Annotated in this window: 14 protein-coding genes and 1 pseudogene; 5 read left to right on the top strand and 10 right to left on the bottom strand. The window is 58.6% G+C overall.

Annotated elements, in window-relative coordinates:
- Positions 1-14: 14 nt before the first annotated feature.
- The 5 genes from EAE28_RS23195 to rfbC all read right to left on the bottom strand — a co-directional run bounded on the left by EAE28_RS23195 (position 15) and on the right by rfbC (position 8817).
- Positions 15-5273 (bottom strand): glycoside hydrolase family 99-like domain-containing protein, encoded by a 5259-nt coding sequence (locus EAE28_RS23195; protein ID WP_127110799.1) that lies wholly within the window; start codon positions 5271-5273, stop codon positions 15-17.
- Positions 5270-6163, bottom strand: coding sequence for a glucose-1-phosphate thymidylyltransferase RfbA (gene rfbA, locus EAE28_RS23190; protein ID WP_127110797.1), 894 nt, complete (start codon positions 6161-6163; stop codon positions 5270-5272). The genes EAE28_RS23195 and rfbA overlap by 4 nt, the downstream gene beginning before the upstream one ends.
- Positions 6163-7032: a dTDP-4-dehydrorhamnose reductase gene (rfbD, locus tag EAE28_RS23185; RefSeq protein WP_127110795.1), complete on the bottom strand. Its 870-nt coding sequence runs from the start codon at positions 7030-7032 to the stop codon at positions 6163-6165. The genes rfbA and rfbD overlap by 1 nt, the downstream gene beginning before the upstream one ends.
- 205 nt (positions 7033-7237) lie before the next feature.
- Entirely contained in the window at positions 7238-8287 is a 1050-nt protein-coding gene (rfbB, locus tag EAE28_RS23180; RefSeq protein WP_127110794.1) for a dTDP-glucose 4,6-dehydratase, read from the bottom strand.
- Entirely contained in the window at positions 8284-8817 is a 534-nt protein-coding gene (rfbC, locus tag EAE28_RS23175; protein ID WP_246022610.1) for a dTDP-4-dehydrorhamnose 3,5-epimerase, read from the bottom strand. The genes rfbB and rfbC overlap by 4 nt, the downstream gene beginning before the upstream one ends.
- On the opposite strand from rfbC, the gene EAE28_RS24290 reads away from it, so the two are divergent.
- Complete coding sequence (locus tag EAE28_RS24290) at positions 8701-9192, top strand: hypothetical protein (protein WP_246022612.1); 492 nt, start codon at positions 8701-8703, stop codon at positions 9190-9192. The genes rfbC and EAE28_RS24290 overlap by 117 nt on opposite strands.
- Before the next feature lie 223 nt (positions 9193-9415).
- Here the strand turns inward: EAE28_RS24290 and EAE28_RS24390 are convergent, their stop codons facing one another.
- The 4 genes from EAE28_RS24390 to EAE28_RS23150 form a co-directional block, all read right to left on the bottom strand.
- Positions 9416-9538 (bottom strand): hypothetical protein, encoded by a 123-nt coding sequence (locus EAE28_RS24390; RefSeq protein ID WP_281279622.1) that lies wholly within the window; start codon positions 9536-9538, stop codon positions 9416-9418.
- A 416-nt stretch (positions 9539-9954) separates the two neighbouring features.
- Positions 9955-10212 carry a hypothetical protein gene (locus EAE28_RS23165; protein WP_127110791.1) on the bottom strand — a complete coding sequence of 86 codons (258 nt, stop codon included), beginning with the start codon at positions 10210-10212 and terminating at the stop codon, positions 9955-9957.
- Positions 10213-11065: 853 nt separating this feature from the next.
- Complete coding sequence (locus EAE28_RS23155; RefSeq protein ID WP_127110788.1) at positions 11066-12142, bottom strand: ParB/RepB/Spo0J family partition protein; 1077 nt, start codon at positions 12140-12142, stop codon at positions 11066-11068.
- A 304-nt stretch (positions 12143-12446) separates the two neighbouring features.
- Positions 12447-13841, bottom strand: a complete 1395-nt coding sequence (locus EAE28_RS23150) for an AAA family ATPase (protein ID WP_246022608.1) — start codon at positions 13839-13841, stop codon at positions 12447-12449.
- A 431-nt stretch (positions 13842-14272) separates the two neighbouring features.
- Here EAE28_RS23150 and EAE28_RS23145 point away from each other — a divergent pair, with 431 nt between their 5' ends.
- The 4 genes and pseudogenes from EAE28_RS23145 to EAE28_RS23130 all read left to right on the top strand — a co-directional run.
- Positions 14273-15274, top strand: a complete 1002-nt coding sequence (locus EAE28_RS23145; RefSeq protein ID WP_127110784.1) for a replication initiator protein A — start codon at positions 14273-14275, stop codon at positions 15272-15274.
- A 108-nt stretch (positions 15275-15382) separates the two neighbouring features.
- Positions 15383-15628 carry a BrnT family toxin gene (locus tag EAE28_RS23140; RefSeq protein ID WP_127110782.1) on the top strand — a complete coding sequence of 82 codons (246 nt, stop codon included), beginning with the start codon at positions 15383-15385 and terminating at the stop codon, positions 15626-15628.
- Entirely contained in the window at positions 15625-15918 is a 294-nt protein-coding gene (locus EAE28_RS23135; RefSeq protein WP_127110780.1) for a BrnA antitoxin family protein, read from the top strand. The genes EAE28_RS23140 and EAE28_RS23135 overlap by 4 nt, the downstream gene beginning before the upstream one ends.
- A 418-nt stretch (positions 15919-16336) precedes the next feature.
- Positions 16337-16726, top strand: a pseudogene (locus EAE28_RS23130) (DDE-type integrase/transposase/recombinase); the annotation flags it as partial.
- Between the two features lie 41 nt (positions 16727-16767).
- Here the strand turns inward: EAE28_RS23130 and EAE28_RS23125 are convergent.
- Positions 16768-17566 (bottom strand): sulfotransferase family 2 domain-containing protein (locus EAE28_RS23125; protein ID WP_164736758.1); only part of this gene is annotated, 799 nt, incomplete at its 5' end.

The raw sequence follows: 17566 nt of genomic DNA, 5'->3' as shown, positions 1-17566 counted from the left end.
ATTAAGTTAGAAAGCTAGCCATTCTTCGCCAAGTGTACTTCGCATTGGGTATAGTGTTTTTTTTGTTTCTCGATAGTGTCTCGGCTCAAAGAAATGCGTGAACCAACTCGGTTGTGCATCTCTGCAATCTCTGACAAGTGCTTATCTACTTTCAGGGCATGCGTCACGCTAACGCGGTGACGCCGATGGGTGTTCAGGGGTTCGGGGATGAAGCTGACGCGGTTGCCCTGCTGGGCACAGATTTCCGCGTACAGACACCAATCGCCGGCTACGCTGTAGGAATACAACTCTTCCCCCACTGCGTCGAAGGCGTCAAGCAGCGTCTGCCGATGAAAGATCACACCTGAGACGTTCAGGATCACGTTCTTGACCGCTAAAAAGCGCGCTAGGAATTCGGGGGCATCCATGTCAAAGGGCTTGTCGAAGGCACCCGGTTCGATTTGGTTGATATAGTGGCGATAGCTGTCGCCAAGCGGCGCTCCATTCTCGTCGATCTGGTTGCTGTCTGTAAAACCAAGCACACTGCCTGCAAGACGCATCTGGTCGATCAACCGCGCGACAAATGTTGGGTACGCTAGGTCGTCGGCCTCCCCGATCCAGACATATTCGCCCTGTGCCAGCTCGACTCCTTTGCGCCATTGTGGAAAGGGCGAACCACTGTTCTTGGCGTTAACGTGCAGGTCAATCTTCCGCCCCGCAGCCTCCGCAACACGTTGGATTTCAGCGACACTATTGTCGGGCGAGGCATCGTCGAGCACGATTACCTCGCGCAGCGGCATAGTCTGGTCAAAAACGCTGCGCAAACGTTCACCGATATAGGCTTCATATTTGTAGTTAGGTACTACCGCCGAGACGCTAGGCAGGTCGGGCATCAGCCGCTGAATCAGCCCAAACACATATTCAGGGAAGCTATAATTCTGTTCGATGTCGGCGCGGCGGGCATTCACGGCACGGCTGTTAGATGTGCTGACCGCAACCAACAGCGCACCGGCTAGCACCATTGGGTCGGACTTGTCGACCAGCGTTCCGTGTTTATCAATCAGCGCATCGCACCCGCCGCAGCCTTTGTGCCCGATGACCGGCAACCCGGCAGCCAGAGCTTCGAGCACGACCGAGGGGAAGGGATCCTCACGTGAGGACAAATAGAACGCGTTGGCTGCGGCAAAGAAGCGCGCGATGTCTTCGCGATGCCCCAGGATTCGTATCCGATCACCGAGACCAGAAGCGTCAATTTCCGGTTGGAACCAATGGATTGCCTCTCCTGCCGGGGCACCGACCCACAGGAAAACGATATCGTCATGCGTCGAACATAGTGACAGGCCCGCGCTCACGAAACGGTCGATGCCTTTGCGCAGGTCGGCATAGCCGACACCCAAAACGATCTTCGCGTTGATGCCCAGCCCTAATTCCGCGCGCAAACCGTCGTCGCCCAACGGGGTTTCCAAGACGCGAGTGTTATAAAGGCCCTGTGGAAAGATCTCGGCCTTGTGGGCAATGGTCCCGGCAAATCCTTCGAACCCATCCCGGACGATCTCGGCCGGGAAGATCACATGGTCGGCCTCATGCGCAATCGCCTCAGCTTCGGTGACCAAATCATAGGATTTCAGCAGCTTCGGCAATTCATGGATCAAAGAGATGACCGTGAGGCCCGCTTTTTTCAAAGCGGGCACAACACGGCCAGAAGGCGTGGTGTTCGTGATAGCAAAGGAGAAGCCCTGCTCTCTCAGAAAACCATTGATTTCTCTTTCACCGATCTGATCCAAAAAAACGAGTTCCCCAATTGATTGCATCAATTGCGTTGTCGTCTTGAACGAACCGTCGTGCGTGTTGCTGTCGATAACCAGAAACGTCACGTCGACGCCAAAGCGTTCCTTTAGTGTCGATCCGATTCGGCAAAGCAGAGTTTGTGCGCCAAATGCTAGAGTATCGTGGCCGACAAGCAAGATACGAGTGTGCTTGGCCACGCCTTCGTCACGGTTTACGCCGTGCAGCACGCGAGACATCGCGTTAAGGTATCCGCTCCCAAAATGGACGTCAGGTTCGAGATACGCGCCTTCGGCCCATTCGTTCCAAGCGTTGATACAAACTATGGGTTCGCCATAGATGGGATTAATTTCGCTGTATCTGATCGCCTCGTCCAGCCAAACAGCGAATTTTTCAGGCGTCGAGTTTGCAATAATGGTGCTCCGCCCTGGACGACGCGAGTCATTGTCCCAGGAAGGGAAGACTGTCCTAATTAAGGGAAAGTCAGCCGAATCTGGAGATAGAGCCGCAGCTGAAACCAGTGTTTCATAGTCACGAATGTCTCCTGAAAAATTGCTGTCAAAAAGCGATAGGTCTCCCGCAATGTTCGGCGCGCGGGACAGAACCTTGTGGGGTGGGAACTCGATAGCCCCATCAAGGCCGAAAACGCGCGGGTCATTATCACCAAAGGCCTGCGCGTTGAAGATCAACGGATCGAGGTTGTGCCGTTCACGGAAAATATCTCTCCATTCAGCCAATCGCTCCTTAGCGTTTGGAATGTGCCCGGGCCGATAGATAAAGAACACAGGCCTGTCGTCAACCCGGATGTAGCGCGGATCCTTCATGTGGCGGGCGACATCGTCGATGAAGGGAATATCATCTTCTTCGCGATAATTTTGGCCTAGGATGATCTCGTTCTCCGAGCCGTCCCAAGTGCGGGTCCAGTTTTCGTTGGCCCACATCAAGCAGAAGGGAAAGTCCAGAGTCGAGTCGGCTATCAGCCGTTCGACCGGGGTTTCCAGCACGCGTTCGCCATCGAACCAATAGTGGTAGAAACAAAAACCGAACAAGCCCGCAGCCTTTGCCATGGCGATCTGGCGGCGCATCACGTCCCCTTCGGACAGGTCGTAGCAGCCTAGGTCGCGCGGGATCCGCGGCTGAATATGGCCATAGAAACGCGGCAACGCACGCGGCAGATTGCGCCATTCAGTGAACCCGGTGCCCCAGCTTTCATCGTTGACCGGCACAGTATGAAATTGTGGTAGATAATAGGCCAGCACCTTGGCCCGTTTACGCCGCCCTACTCCAATCGTTGGGTCAAACTCCTCGAAATACGGCCCGGGAGCGACAGCGAAGGCCTGGGCATCGAAGACCGACTTACCGGGCTGCCGACCAAGTTGCGTCAGCGCACGACCCTCACGATGGCCCGCAACACAATAATGCAAGAACGGATTCATTCCAGCGGCAGCGACGTCTTGATGCATAGACAGGTAATGCCACGTCGAGAACCAGGGTGCTGGGTCACGGCCTTCTTTCCATCCCTTGGTTAGGTAGTGAGACTTGGGATCTTTCGGCCGTTCGTCGGACAGGAAACTGGCAAGATAGAAATCCTGTTCAAAGAATTCCGCGATAGCCCAAGCATCCGGATGCTCTTGATCGCTTTGCACGGTTTCCGGAGCGACAGTTTCGTCCGGTTGTTGCAAAACCTCGGGTACCTGAGGTTCCTCTAGCGTTGTATGGATCTTGGACTTTGAAAAAATCATTGGAGAATAGCTCGCGCATACAATATTACCGGTAGGATCACACAACTCGATCCGGGTGCTGACGTTGTCCAGAAGATCATTGGAGATCGACAGCTGTTGCTTTTCGGGTCCAAGCCACAGCAAGCCCGTGGGACGGTTATTGATCACCAGCGAGTAACGCCCAAACGCATCGGATGAGGCCACTAAGCGACCCTCTTCCAGAACCAGCCGCGCAGTATGGGGAGGTTTTTGCAGCAGAGGGTAAGCTCGCTCACCCACTATCAGCGTCACGTCACCATCCGTGGGCGGTACGGCAATTTCGTGCAACTGACCGTGGATCTCACCATCAGTGATCACCACCATATGCGAGCTGGTCGATGCCATCTGCGCAGACGGCATCAGATAGGGTCGCGTACACAGCACCACGGCCGGCTCGCCGTCCTCCTCATCTTTGCGACCCCAATAACACAGGCTGACGCGCAGGGTGCGTGGCCACCCCGTATCAGGGATCCGCACGTCGATCTTCTGGTAGTCCCCCACCGCAAACGCGCCGCGGAACTGGGGGTCCAGCTTGATCCACATTTCTTCCGTGTACCCATCGTCCACATCGTCATGCCACTGAATCAGCAAGTCGACATCGGCCCGATGAACCGCAGCACCAAAGCATAAATGTAGATCCCCAAATGTAGAAGGAAGTTCGAGCGGCACGATTAGTTCGGTGCGCACTGGCCCAATCTCGGGGTCAAAGGCGAAATTGATCGTAGACTGCCGTGGACAGGACCATTCCTGACCGGTTGTCAGCGTCTTGTAGATCCCTTCCTGTGCATCTTCGTTAAAATCCAGCACGAAGGGCAGTGGTGAACTACCTGAACGTTCAATCGCCTCGCTACGTTCACCGTTGGCTAGCAGTGTGCTGGCCGTCTGCCCAGCCGGTAGGTTGATTAGGATTTTCCCATGCTGAACAAGAAGGAAACTAACCTGCTCGAGCAAGCTCATCGGTTCATTGCCGGATGGGTTGGTCATATCCGTCTTTCTAAAAGGCAGAGGCATATCAACGTGGCTCATGGCAAAGCGCCGCTGAACTTGCAGTTTGATTGTGCCCCTAAGGCGTTGGATCAAGGCACGGTCGGCCGGGTTCAATTGCTCGATGAAATGAGCCATCTGATAATCGGCGGTATCCGAATTGTAGCTGCGTGATTTAGGGTGCGTGACGCGCTGAGACAGATCGCAGACGACTTCAAGGCCCTTGCGGGCGCAAAAGGCAATTGCCGCCCAATCAATCCCCCATCCTAAGTTGTTTTCTGAATAGTCCAGCGCCCCAAGCCGGGTCACAACGTTAGGGGTTATTCCCAGCACAATGGCGTCGGTCTGCGTCACATGGATCAAGTTGTCTTCCGCCGTGCCATCAGCGACGATCGCGACATCAAAAGGAGTGTTATCGATGCGCGGCACCCACAGCCCAACCGAAGGACGCTCTGACAGCACTTGTGCGAAACGGCAGATCAGGCCACCCCAGTCGACGCAGGATGCATCGGCCTGAATGAGCAGCAGCGCTTTATCTGGCATGATTGACGACAGCAAAACGTCGAACTTGCGACCGAAGAACAGTTCTTGCGATACATGGATCCAGCGCCCGCTAGCCTGTGGGCGGGTGTCCGCCCTATCAGAATGAATCACCACGACATCGGCGGCAACCGCCGCTGCCTGAGCCGCTATTAAAGCGGCGGCCTGCTCCATACCCTCCCAGGAAATGATGCCGACGCTGACACTGTTGATCGCTGGGGTCATAGTGGATGGTGGCTAGCTTCTCGTGCCACTTCAAGCAGATGCTTGCCATAATCGTTCTTTGCCATCGCGTGCCCGGTACTTTCCAGATCGGCCACGTCCAGCCATCCCTTGTTGAACGCGATCTCGTCGGGACTTCCGACCAGCGTTCCTTGGCGCACCTGCAGCGTGCGCACAAAGTTTCCAGCATCCAATAGGCTGCCATGTGTGCCGGTATCGAACCAAGCATACCCTCTACCCATTCGTGCCACGTCCAGCGTGCCATCCTTCAGATAGCTTTCAAGAAGATCCACTATTTCCAGCTCGCCGCGCGGCGAAGACTTGACCGCCCGGGCCCGCTGCGGGGCCGTACCATCAACAAAATAAAGTCCAGTCACCGCAAAGTTTGATGGCGGGTTGGACGGTTTTTCCACAATCTGCGTCACCTGCCCTTTGGCGCCATAGGCCACAACGCCATAACGCTCGGGATCGGCAACGTGATAGCCAAAAACCGTGCCACCCTCTGTACGCATCGACACGCGCAGCAGCGTCTCACGCAAGCCATGGCCGAAAAAGATGTTGTCGCCCAAGATCAGCGCTGAGGGTGCACCGGCGAGGAAATCTTCCGCTAGGATAAAGGCTTGGGCCAGCCCGTCCGGCGAGGGCTGGACGATATAGGTCAGGGCGATGCCCCACTGCGATCCGTCCCCCAGCGTGCGCTTAAACTGGTCTTGGTCTTGCGGAGTAGTAATCACAGCGATTTCGCGGATACCCGCCAGCATCAACACCGATAGCGGGTAATAGATCATCGGCTTGTCGTAGATCGGCAGCAGCTGCTTGGATACACCGATGGTGATCGGATACAGCCGTGTGCCCGACCCGCCAGCCAAGATGATCCCTTTACGATGTGTCATCAGATCGCTCCTAGCTCGGTCAATGCCAAAGTGGTTGCAGCCCGCCAGTCGGGACGTTCAAGACCGAACACCGCTAACTTCGAGCAATCCATGCGCGAATTCGCCGGACGGCGAGCGGGTGTCGGGTAGGCATTGGTTGGGATGTCGGTAATCGTACAGGCCAACCCGGCCTGCACCATGATCTCGCGCGCGAAATCGGCCCAACTGGTGTCGGGCGCGCCAGAAAAATGATATGTTCCACTCTTCCCCGCATCGGCGATCAAATCATGAACAATGCGGATGCAGGCCTCGGCGATGGCGCTAGCCGGGGTGGGACCGCCAATCTGGTCAGCGACGATGGTCAGCGCCTCGCGCTCGCGGCCCAGCCGCAGCATCGTCTTGAGAAAGTTGTTGCCATGTGCTGAAAACACCCAAGAAGTGCGCAAGATCGCATGAATGCCTCCCGCAGCTCGCACTCCCTCTTCGCCGTGCAGCTTCGATCGGCCATATGCCCCCAAGGGAGCGGTCGGATGATTTGGGGCGAAGGGCGTATCACCCATTCCATCAAAGACGTAGTCAGTTGAGATATGAATTAAGGGAATGCCAAGCGCGACGCAGGCCTTCGCCATTGCCGCCGGAGCATCACCATTGATGACGATGGCCGCCGCTTCTTCCGTTTCCGCCTTGTCAACCGCGGTCCAAGCAGCTGCGTTGATTACAGCCGCGGGACCATGTTCGTGGATGGCCTGTGCACAGCGTTCAGGCTGACCCAAGTCGGCCATATCGCGGCCCAGAAAGATTGCTTTTGGTAGCAAGCGCTGTAACTCAGTCGCAACCTGGCCAGTTTTGCCAAATACCAAAACCGGGTCAGACAAAAACCGTTCGGTCATGATGATCCCTCGGACTTCAATGCCAATACTGTCTGCTGGTTACATGGGTGGTTGAAGTGGCCAAGGGAATCGATCCGCGAGGGCAAGTCACGCGCGCCATCCGGCAATGCCACTTGCGTGGAGTGATAGGGCCGACGATCCGTATGGTTGAAGAAACCATCACCTTGAGCGTAGTACGGAGAAAGCGCGAATCCATTCGCCACACTCATCCTCGCACTCCCAGCCTTTGCCCGACTCCGTGGCGATCCTGCAGGGGCCTCCACCAAACCTCGTTGTCGAGATACCAGCGTACAGTCCGCTCGAGGCCCTCCTCTAGCGTTACCGAGGGGCGCCAGCCCAGCTCAGCCCGGATCCGCGACGGATCGATGGCATAGCGTACGTCATGGCCGGGCCGGTCGGTGACGAAGGTGATCTGGTCAGAATAAGATCCCTGCGGCTTTGGTTGTAACCGATCGAGAATCGCGCAGAGCGAATTCACAAGCTCGAGGTTGGTACGCTCGTTTTCGCCGCCGATGTTATAGCTGCGACCCAGTTCACCGTTCTCAACTACCAAGAGCAAAGCGTCGGCATGGTCCTCGACATAAAGCCAGTCGCGGATGTTCGACCCGTCACCGTAGATAGGCAGCGGCTTGCCGGCGAGCGCATTCAGGATGATCACCGGGATCAGCTTTTCCGGAAAATGGAAAGGCCCATAGTTGTTAGAGCAATTGGTCAGCACCACAGGCAGGGCATAGGTTTCGTGCCAAGCGCGGACCAGGTGATCCGAGGCGGCCTTGGACGCGGAATAGGGGCTGCGGGGATCATAGGGAGTGTCTTCGGTGAATTTCACCGAAGGATCGGCCGGCAGCGAGCCGAAGACCTCGTCGGTAGAGATGTGATGGAAACGGAACTTCTCGGGTTTGCCCCGGCTCACCCAGTAAGCGCGTGCGGCTTCCAGCATCTGGTAGGTGCCAGTGATGTTAGTCTCGACGAAGTCTCCCGGACCATCTATCGAGCGATCAACATGGCTTTCGGCCGCCAGATGCATCACCGCATCCGGCTGGTGAACAGCATAGATCCGATCCAACGCTGAGCGAACACGAATATCGGCCTGCTCGAAAACATAGAGCGGGCTGGCCGCCGCCTCGGTTACGTTGCGCAGGTCGGCTGCATAGGTCAGGGCATCGACATTGACCACCGAGTGACCGCGCGCAACAGCAAGCCGCACCACAGCTGAACCGATGAACCCGGCCCCCCCGGTTACAAGAAGCTTCATGGCAAATCACTGTAGGTGAAGGGACTGATGAAATCCGCGAAGGTCTGGGACTGAGCATCTTTCTCCGAAATTTCTGGAGTGGCCCCGGACAGAGGCCAGTCAATGCCACAGCTGTCCCAGCGCACCGAACCGTCACACTCAGGCGCGTAATAATCCGTGCATTTGTAGACGATCTCAGAATCCGCTTCGAGTGTCATAAAACCATGCAGGAAACCTGCGGGGACCCAGAGCTGACGGCCATTCTCCGCACTTAGCTCTTCGCCCATCCAACGACCATATGTCGGGCTGCCGCGTCTAGCATCAACCGCCACGTCAAAGATCCGACCGCGACCGCAACGGACCAACTTGTCCTGCGCATGTGGCGGAGACTGGAAGTGCAAGCCACGCACTGTTCCAACCTCGCGCGAGAGAGAATGGTTATCCTGGACAAATTCAGGGAGATGCAGGCCAGTAGCTTCCAACGCCTGACGGTTCCAGCTCTCGCTAAACCACCCACGCGTGTCGCCGAAACGGCGAGGAGTCAGTATCAAGATCCCGGGCAGAGCTGCTTCAATTATGTTCATAACGATCTAAAAATATCTGCATTTATAGGTCATTATCTTAAGCATAGTGAGGTCGAAGACAACAGGGAAACATCAGGATTCTTCGGCGTTTCGACACTCAAGCCTCAAGCCCGAAGGCTTTTCTCGGCAGGTATCAGCCGACACACACGACCTCGGCCATTGCGAGGGCAAAGAAGCCGTCATCAGTGCGTTCTGCGTCTGGACTTAGCCCCGCTCGCCGGTGCGCGGGTCGAAAATGTCATTTTTGCCGCGCACAATGGCGGTGACTTTGGGCACACCCTGTGGAAAGGTGTCCGTATCGTAGAAGAACCGGATGGCGATTGCAGCATACCCGGCGCATGACGCGGATTGCCCCCGCGCGCCTTGTAGCGCCCGCGCAATGCCGCGTCTTGACCTGTACTGCGTTGTGCACCGACGCCGCCTTTTCGCGGGCCTCGGGATCGTTGACCCACGCCCGGCAATGCGACAGCCGGTAAACATAAGAGCAACCCTGCCCACCCCGTTGCACAACCGGCATTCCGGTGCGCGTCCACTTCGCAACCGCGTTGACCGTCTTGCCGATCGCCTACTCGATTTCTTCCTTATTCATGTGGACGTCGGCGACACCCTCGGGCAAGGGAATCGCGGCCAGCATGCCGCGCAGATCGTCAGCGACGTCGACCGGAAAAAGCGCCGGAGTTTCGGCCATTGCCCAATCACAACCCCTATTCACACCCCCAGCGGATCACCCAGCCCCCACCCGAACCGGGGCGCGAATTACCCGCGTGCAGGGTTTCGGCGGGAAGGACCCAAACCGGGGGAGGGCGGTGCCGGAGTCAGCGCATGGTCTGCACCGCACGCTCGAAAGCACATTTCAGATTTGGTTCAGGTGCCAATCCATTGACGACATTGTGCCAGAACCACCTCCGCTTTGCGGCTACATGGACGCGAGCGCCAACTTGGGCGACAGCCCACCGAATAGCCCTCAACCGTCTCGACCGTGTCGCGAAAGCGCCGCCACGCCGAGACCTCACCCGGCGTGAGAAAGAATGGAACATCGTGACAGATCGCGTCGCTTTCATCCGGTCAAACACGTCGCTCAGGCGCAGGCGCGCGCCATGGTCGTCAGGCACGCTGACACAGTCCAGCACATCCGCGCGGCGCTCGTGTCTTGCCTTTCAGGCGCGAGATGATCTGCTCAGCCAGCGTGGCCAGATTGTCGGAGGTCAGATGTGGCAGCTTGCGCGCCAACTCCTCGAGCATGGCGTCAAACTGCTCCACCTTCATTCCCGCCGGGCGCAACAACCACAGCCCAACCAGTGGGTCGATCAGATACTCCGTAACCCTTTTCTCGCCCGCCTTTTGTGCCTCAGCATCCGTCATTATCCCCGCGTTTTCTAAGCCAAATCCGCTGCACCTCTCGCCGTGTCGGTTGGTCAATCTCGGTTCCCGCCAGTTTCTTTTCTTATTATTTCTTGTCTTTTCAGCGCGGAATAATTCGGAACGAAACAGGCCGCAAACATGCCAAATCCCTCCGCAATCGTTCCGATATCCTTCCGGTTTCCTTCCGCGACCCTTCCAACGGAAGGAAACCGGAAGGGTTACAGCCGGGTCGCTGCCCGCCACTCAAGCCCTCTGCACGCAACTGGAAAACCTCCAGTGCGCGGCGCAGGTAGACCGGGCGACGCATCTTCTTGGGGAAGAGTTCAACCAAGAATTCATCAAAGGCGAACAGCCTCGCCTCATCCTTTGCCATAACCGGGTTGGTTCTCCAAGCCTCTTCCAGCTACGCGTTCGCCAAAGGCCTTGAAGCAGCGGTTCCACAGTGCCCTGCCTAGTGCCAGGTGCACGTAGGGTTCCTGCTTCGAGCGATTACAGCTGGGCGGCGCTCTTCCATCGGTCATTTCTTCTTGCGGAACGGTTCAGTTGGAGTGGCATGCCAATCAATGACTGCCGCACTGCAGCGGCCCGTGTCCTAAGCGCAATCAGCGGCCACGGTGCAAAAATCTTAGCCTTCCGGAAAACGGCCGAGCAGTTCCGGTAGCATGGGACGATCCTCCAACACTGCTGAGGAGAAACCCACGGCACGGATGTACGACGTAGCGGCATCCATGCCCAAATGCACCTCGCGCTATTGGCAACGGCTCTGAAAAGCATGTTTGCAGGCCGGCCCGCTCCGAGATCGGCAACAACACCAGTTGTTTGCTTAAAAATGGCATGAAACATCCGGAATACCTCAACTCCTTCGTGTGGACATCAGGTCTTCAAGGCCTTGCCAGAGGGTCAAGTTGTGCGCGCGGCAGAAAACGCGAAATTCTTCGACAACACGCTTTGGCCCTAGAATCGAGACCTTGTCTTGCGGCTCGGTCAGGCCTGGATCAGGCATTAACTCTTCGCGGTTGCGACTTTCCTCAGATAATGCTGTTTTCTTAAGGGCTTCTACCGGGGGAGCAGGTCGATTCGAGACCAGCGCGCGCGTCAACAGCGCCAACTCCTTTTCCGCGCTGTCGGGTATTGCTTTACGCAGCCGGTCGCGCAGCCGGTCACGAAAACCCGGCACCTCGTCCAGCGCCTTGGCCAGCCCCAGACCCAGCCGTTCGGGAATCGCCTCGGCGAAGCGCAGCTTGTCATCCAGCGCCTCGACCAGCACCAGAAAGCTGCCGATCTTCGAGCGTTTGGCCCGGCTGCCCGCTGCGAACAGCGCGTTGACTGCAGCGCGCGCATCCTCGAACGCTCCGGCCTCGGCGGCACGAGCGGCAATGCGGGCGCGCTCGTAATAGGATAGGTTGGCGCGAATCTCGTTCTCTTCGACCATGGCGCGATACGCCTCGGCCGGACCTGCCGGTTTGCGCAGCAATGCCAGAATCTGGCCGAACCGCGCACCATCGTGCTCTTGTGACAGCACCCTGAGCGCGCGCAGACGCCGCCAGCCCGATATCAGGCCAAAGCGTCCATCTTCCAGCGCAACCACCTCGATCGGCACTTGCTGGCCCCGGTCGCGGATCGACTCGATCAGATCGGCCATCTCCTCATTGTCGAGAGACAACCGGTCGCGCACCAGCCAAGTCTCATGAACTGCCTTGAGCGGCAGGCTCTGCACCATCCGCCCGGCGGCCTGCGCTTCGACCCAGGCCTGAGTCATCTCGTCCAGAGCCGCCGTGGCCGACGCGTCACTGGCAACCCGGGCGATGGGCGGCACGCCAAGGCCCATCGCCCGGGTTGCCAGCCGGGGCGGAAGCGAAGAGGTGTCGAGCGGATCGCCCGCGGGCGGCGCGGCGAAGGGTCCGGTCAGGCTGAGGCGTTTGCGGGCCATGCGGCAGTCCTTTCGAGGCGAGGCTTGAGGGGAACAGCGTCACCCGGAAGGGCAAACATCGGGTGAGGACGGCGACCGCTGCCTGTTTCGCGTGCGAAACAGGGCTGGATCAACGCATTGATTTTAGGTGACTTTTCAAACGAACCGCTGGAAAGCGCGGGGCAGAGTGCCGGGCGGAAGGTTTCGCAACGGGCTGTTTCGCGCGCGAAACGCGTGCCATTTAATACATTGAAAAATAACGATTTTTTTTCAATGCTGCCGGATTTCTCCGCCCCCTGACCCTGCGTAAAACACCAAAGCCCCCTCATCCCGCGGCCTTTTCTTCGGCCTCACGCGCCAGCTCGTCGCGCCGCCAAGCCCCGATGAACAGGCGCTTCACCATGGCATAGGTTTCGTCAAAGGTTTCGCGGCCTCGGATATAGGTCTCGCGGTTGAAGTCGCGGTAATCGGCCTCGTAGATCCCGGCGACCTGCTCGCTGGCCTGCCCGATCAGCGCGGTGAACCCCTGGCGTGACGGCATCAGCGACCGGCCCAGCCAGGCCTGCATCAAGGAGGCCATCTCGGTCTGCTGCACCCCGTCGAAACGGGTAATCACCGCCCGCACCGCGTCCCATTCGAACGACAGCTCGGGCCGGCCCAACGCGCGGGCGGCCATGTTCTCGCCCTCTTCGATCGACTGGAAGGTGGCGTAGAGCATGTCAAAGAAACGGCCGGTGGAATCGAATTCCAGAAAACTGGCCCCGGTCGGCACCAGCAGGATATCGGCGGCGGCCAGCCCGTTGATCGTCAGATACCCCAGCGCCGGGGGCGTATCGAGGATCACCAGATCATACCGGTCGAGCACCCCGTCTTCGGCCAGCACATCGGTCAGCGCATCCCACAGCTTCCAGCCCCGCGCGGCCATGCGCCAGACGGGGATCTGGAACTCGGCCCAATAGAGGTTCAGTTGCGCGCCAATCAGGTCGATGTTGGGCCAGTGGGTGTGCTGGATGACCTCGTCGGACGTGATCTTCAGCGCATCGGCCAGCTGGTCGTCCAGCGGGATCGGCGCATCACCGCGATCAAGACGGCGCTGGTTGTCGGCGCGCAGATGTTTCGCGTAGTGCCGCGCCAGCAGCGGGAAGACGGTTTGCCATTCATCCTCGACCCGGTTGCCGAAGATCGAGGTCATGGACCCTTGGCTGTCGAGGTCGATCACCAGCACCTTGTACCCATCGAGCGCCGCCGACATTGCCAGATGCGCCGCCGTCGAGGTCTTGCCAACGCCGCCCTTGAAGTTCGCCACGGCAAGGATCTTGGCGGGCAGGCCCTTGGGCCGGTAGGGCTGATATTCCTTGCTGCGCGCGCCCTCGCTGGCGAAATGCGCGCGCAGGCGTAGAACCTCGTCCAGACTGAACCAGCGCGCGCCGCCCTCGCTTTCGCTGCGGCCCTGCGGCAGCTCGGGGTTGGCCTTGATCACCCGGCGGAAATGTCCGGGGGCGATCGGGATCAGGTAGCGGGTGATTTCCCAGGTCGAGAACAGCCGCAATTCGCGATGCCCGCTTTCATTCAGCCCGCGCTGTACCAGATCGTCATGGCCCCGCCCGCAGGCCTGCGCCAGAGACTGAAAACTGCCGGTGCCGACAGGGCCGCCCAGCTCGCTCAGGGCCGCGTCGGGCTGGATGCCAAAATAGGGGGGCAGGCTCTGCTCGCTGGTCACGAAAGGCTCCATGTTCGCCGTTTCCGGCAAGATACCCGATTTTCGCGAACATGAAAGCTTTTACGCTACATCTTTTGTATTCTCAGCCCTTTCAAAGGCTTCTCACCGGCGATCCGGCTGCCAGTTTTGCCCATCCTCAGCTGCGTCTTAGTTATTTTATGTTATTTATACGTTAAGGGTTCCAGAGTGCCTGGCTAGCCTGCTGAAATATAAGCTGAAATTCGCCATTCAGCCGGGCGCGGTGAATCTAGAACCACGTTTGGGCGATTCTGAAACCCCGACAACCCGACTCTGAACCCCCGAAGATGACGCGGCGCTTTCTGGACAGGCTCCAAGGCGACCCGTAGACTGGATGTCATTGAAACCACGAATCCGGGAAACCCCGAATCCGGCGCGGCCCGGACAGCAGCGGAAACGGAGGGGACACCGCGATGACCAGCGCTCTGCTTCCTGACCGCCATCCGCAGCGGGATTTCTTCCTGTGCGATATCTTCGATGCCTCGCCCAAGGATGATCTGGGCACAATGGAGCATCCGGTCTTCTCTTTGTCGACCCGGCCCGATCTACGCATCCTGAGCTATCGTCACAACGATGTAGCCATCACCGTGACGCCCTCGGTCCGCGGTCTGGCGACGATCCACGACAAGGACATCCTGATCTATTGCATCAGCCAGCTGATGGCGGCGGTGAATGCGGGACGCACGATCAGCCGCACCCTGCATCTGCGCGCGCATGACCTCATGGTGTCGACCAACCGCGAGACTTCGGGCGACGGGTACAACCGGCTGTGTCAGGCCTTCGAGCGGCTGGCGGGCACGCGCATCACCACCAACATCGTGACTGGCGGGATCGAGACGACGCGCGGCTTCGGCCTGATCGAAAGCTGGGAGATCGCGCGCAAGACGCGGGGCGGGCGGATGATCTCGGTCGCGGTGACGCTGTCGGACTGGCTGTACCGCGCGGTGCTGTCGAAATCGGTGCTGACCATCAGCCGCGACTATTTCCGCCTGCGCAAACCGCTGGAACGGCGCATCTACGAGCTGGCGCGCAAGCATTGCGGCCGGCAGGCGCACTGGGGGGTGCGGCTGGAGCTGCTGCATCTTAAATCGGGGTCAGGCTCGCCGTCGCGGGTGTTTCGCAAGATGATCCGCGACATGATCGCCGCCGACAATCTGCCCGACTACCGGCTGGAAGAGATGCCCGGCGACATCATCCGCGTGACCCCGCGCCGACCGGTCGCAGGCTTTGGGACGGGTCTTGGCCCCTTGGCCTCGGAGACACTGGAAGCCGCCCGCGCCGCGGCCCCCGGCTGGGACATCTACGCTCTGGAAGCCGAGTGGCGGGCGATGTGGGAAGCCTCGGGGCGCAAAACCCTGCGCGCGCCGGACAAGGCCTTTCTGGGCTGGATCACCAAGCGGATGGAGCGGGGGTAGGGGCAGCGCCCCTGCCGTCCAGACATCCCGTCACACGCCCCTTTTTTCGCGTGGCCTCTGCTTGTTTTTGTATCTACAAAAACCACATTGATGATGTAGGGTACACGCATGATGATCGCCTGGGATGCGCCCAAGAGGTTGAGCAATCTGGCCAAGCACGGGCTCGACTTTGCCGATCTGGACGAGATGTTCTTCCTGTCGTCCTTGGTCGTCCCGGCGAAGGGGAACCGCCATATGGCGATCGGCCGGCTGGCGGATGGCACGATTGCTGTCGTCTTCGCCGTGCTGGGAACTCAGGGCGTCTCGGTGATTTCGATGCGCCCCGCCAGTTGGAAGGAAAGGGAACTGCTATGACCAAGAAGCCGCTCAGCGAAGCCAGGATACAGGCGATGATCGCCAGCGATCCCGACGCCCCTGAAGCCACCGAGGCACAGCGCGCTCATGCGAAGCCCTTCGCCGAGGTCTTCCCGGCGCTGGCCGAGACGATGCGCAAGTCTGCGGGCGGGCGCCCGAAGGCCGAGAACCCGAAGGTCGCGGTATCCCTGCGTCTGGACCCCGAAGTGGTCTCGCGTTTCAAGGCACAAGGGGCGGGTTGGCAGACGCGGATGAACGAGGCGCTGCGACAGGCCGCAGGGCTGAACTGAGGCGCCGCTGAGGGGGAGAAGCGGTCCTGTACCCAGTCACCTCTCGGAACTGGCGGTTGGATCATGACGCCACAGGGTGTCCTTTCTGATACTGGAAAAGGCTGTGGGAGCTGACGCCTTTCCAGGCCTGTAGGGAATGCCGGTCATGCGCATTTCGTCCCTTGTGAACAGCTCTATCGGTTCGATCAGATGCCTGCCGGGCCCCCAGACAGCGGTCAGCATCTCTTGCAGGCTCTCTGCGCCGAAAATCCGCCGGTGGGTTTCGTGCCCGAACCGTGCCTTGCGTTCCGCCTCGGTGAGATCGGGCGATTGATCCTCGGACGTCCTGAGCCCCGTATCGGCACGGAAAAGATGTGCCCCCCCGGCGCAAGCAGCCTGTTCAACGCGTGCAGAACGCCCTCGACGTCGCAGGGCATGCGGGTTCGTTCTCGATGCCCTCTAACAGGCGGTCCATGAACGACGCCCGACCAAGGGCATGGGGCTCGTCCATCATTCGGACCGCGGATCGCAATATCTGTCCATCAAGTACACCGAGCGACTGGCCGAAGCAGGCATCGAACCCTCAGTCGGAAGTGTCGGCGACAGTTATGACAACGCACTGGCCGAGACGATCAACGGTCTGTTCAAAGCAGAAGGCATCCACCGTCGCGGCCCATGGCGCAACTTCGAAGTCGTGGAATACGCTACACTGGAATGGGTCGATTGGTTCAACAACCGCCGCCTGCTCGAGCCCATAGGGAACATTCCGCCATCAGAAACAGAGACCAACTTCTTCGCAGCTCTGGAAACTGAAGCCATGACCGCGTAACTAACGTCAATCAGCCTCCGGCGAACCCGGCGCGGTTCAGTCTACAAATCTAGGGCCGCCTCAGCATAATCAAAAATCTGACTGGTGCGCGGTATTTCTCGCGAGTTTGACGGCTTCTCGTTATTCCAGTATTTCCAAGTCATGTACGTCAACCACATGTCCCTCTTGTAGACTCTGGCAATCGACTCTCGGAGCTCTTTTGTCATGATCTGACTGCGAGATACGGGCTTGGGTGACTCGTTTCTTTCGACCTTGAGTATCGTCGGATCTAGCCCTGGAATGCGCGGTTCAAGAAGCATCTTCAGTGTTGTGTCAACATTGGCAAGCATCAATAATTTTAAGTCGAGCTGCTTCATGATAGGCAGTCGGTCGCTTTGAAGCGTCCAGTGGGAGTCCGCGCTCAGCTCTGCCTCGCCATTAAGGCTCATCTCAATCCAGTTGATAAGTATCTCACAGTTTCTGCGGTGTCCCTCAACGGTGTCAGCGTCTGGATTGAGACGGTGATAGTCGACCAAAACACCGCGAAGATTGACGAAATTGTGCCAACCCGGTCCAACTACTTTGTCAAAATACAAAGAAAGGAAGCGCTCGATCGGGTTTCTCAAGACCGTGAAGGCGTACCCGTTCTCGCGGATTTGTTCGGCGGTGAAGCCTTTGTCACCCGCTCGGCCGAAGTCCGCATCGTTGTCATGAACCCGGTTAGGGACAGGGTGCGGTGCCCCGTGATCTAGCTGCCAGAGGACATTTTTTACATAGGTGCACCGTATGCGCCGTCTCCGCCCCATTGATTTCGCCGGTTCCCCAGCACTGACCGAGAAGCGAGTTTCGCTCTGAGCTTCA

Source organism: Pararhodobacter zhoushanensis, assembly GCF_003990445.1.
Classification (GTDB): domain Bacteria; phylum Pseudomonadota; class Alphaproteobacteria; order Rhodobacterales; family Rhodobacteraceae; genus Pararhodobacter; species Pararhodobacter zhoushanensis.
The sequence above is the reverse complement of the archived record's forward strand: the minus strand, read 5'-3'. Positions and strand labels throughout refer to the sequence as shown.

What these genes read in the sequence shown, in the direction of transcription:
- EAE28_RS23195 (WP_127110799.1), bottom strand. Translation starts at nt 5,273, where the DNA reads ATGACCCCAGCGATCAACAGTGTCAGCGTCGGCATCATTTCCTGGGAG.
- rfbA (WP_127110797.1), bottom strand. Translation starts at nt 6,163, where the DNA reads ATGACACATCGTAAAGGGATCATCTTGGCTGGCGGGTCGGGCACACGG.
- rfbD (WP_127110795.1), bottom strand. Translation starts at nt 7,032, where the DNA reads ATGACCGAACGGTTTTTGTCTGACCCGGTTTTGGTATTTGGCAAAACT.
- rfbB (WP_127110794.1), bottom strand. Translation starts at nt 8,287, where the DNA reads ATGAAGCTTCTTGTAACCGGGGGGGCCGGGTTCATCGGTTCAGCTGTG.
- EAE28_RS24290 (WP_246022612.1), top strand. Translation starts at nt 8,701, where the DNA reads ATGGTTATCCTGGACAAATTCAGGGAGATGCAGGCCAGTAGCTTCCAA.
- EAE28_RS24390 (WP_281279622.1), bottom strand. Translation starts at nt 9,538, where the DNA reads ATGGCCGAAACTCCGGCGCTTTTTCCGGTCGACGTCGCTGACGATCTG.
- EAE28_RS23165 (WP_127110791.1), bottom strand. Translation starts at nt 10,212, where the DNA reads ATGACGGATGCTGAGGCACAAAAGGCGGGCGAGAAAAGGGTTACGGAG.
- EAE28_RS23155 (WP_127110788.1), bottom strand. Translation starts at nt 12,142, where the DNA reads ATGGCCCGCAAACGCCTCAGCCTGACCGGACCCTTCGCCGCGCCGCCC.
- EAE28_RS23145 (WP_127110784.1), top strand. Translation starts at nt 14,273, where the DNA reads ATGACCAGCGCTCTGCTTCCTGACCGCCATCCGCAGCGGGATTTCTTC.
- EAE28_RS23140 (WP_127110782.1), top strand. Translation starts at nt 15,383, where the DNA reads ATGATGATCGCCTGGGATGCGCCCAAGAGGTTGAGCAATCTGGCCAAG.
- EAE28_RS23135 (WP_127110780.1), top strand. Translation starts at nt 15,625, where the DNA reads ATGACCAAGAAGCCGCTCAGCGAAGCCAGGATACAGGCGATGATCGCC.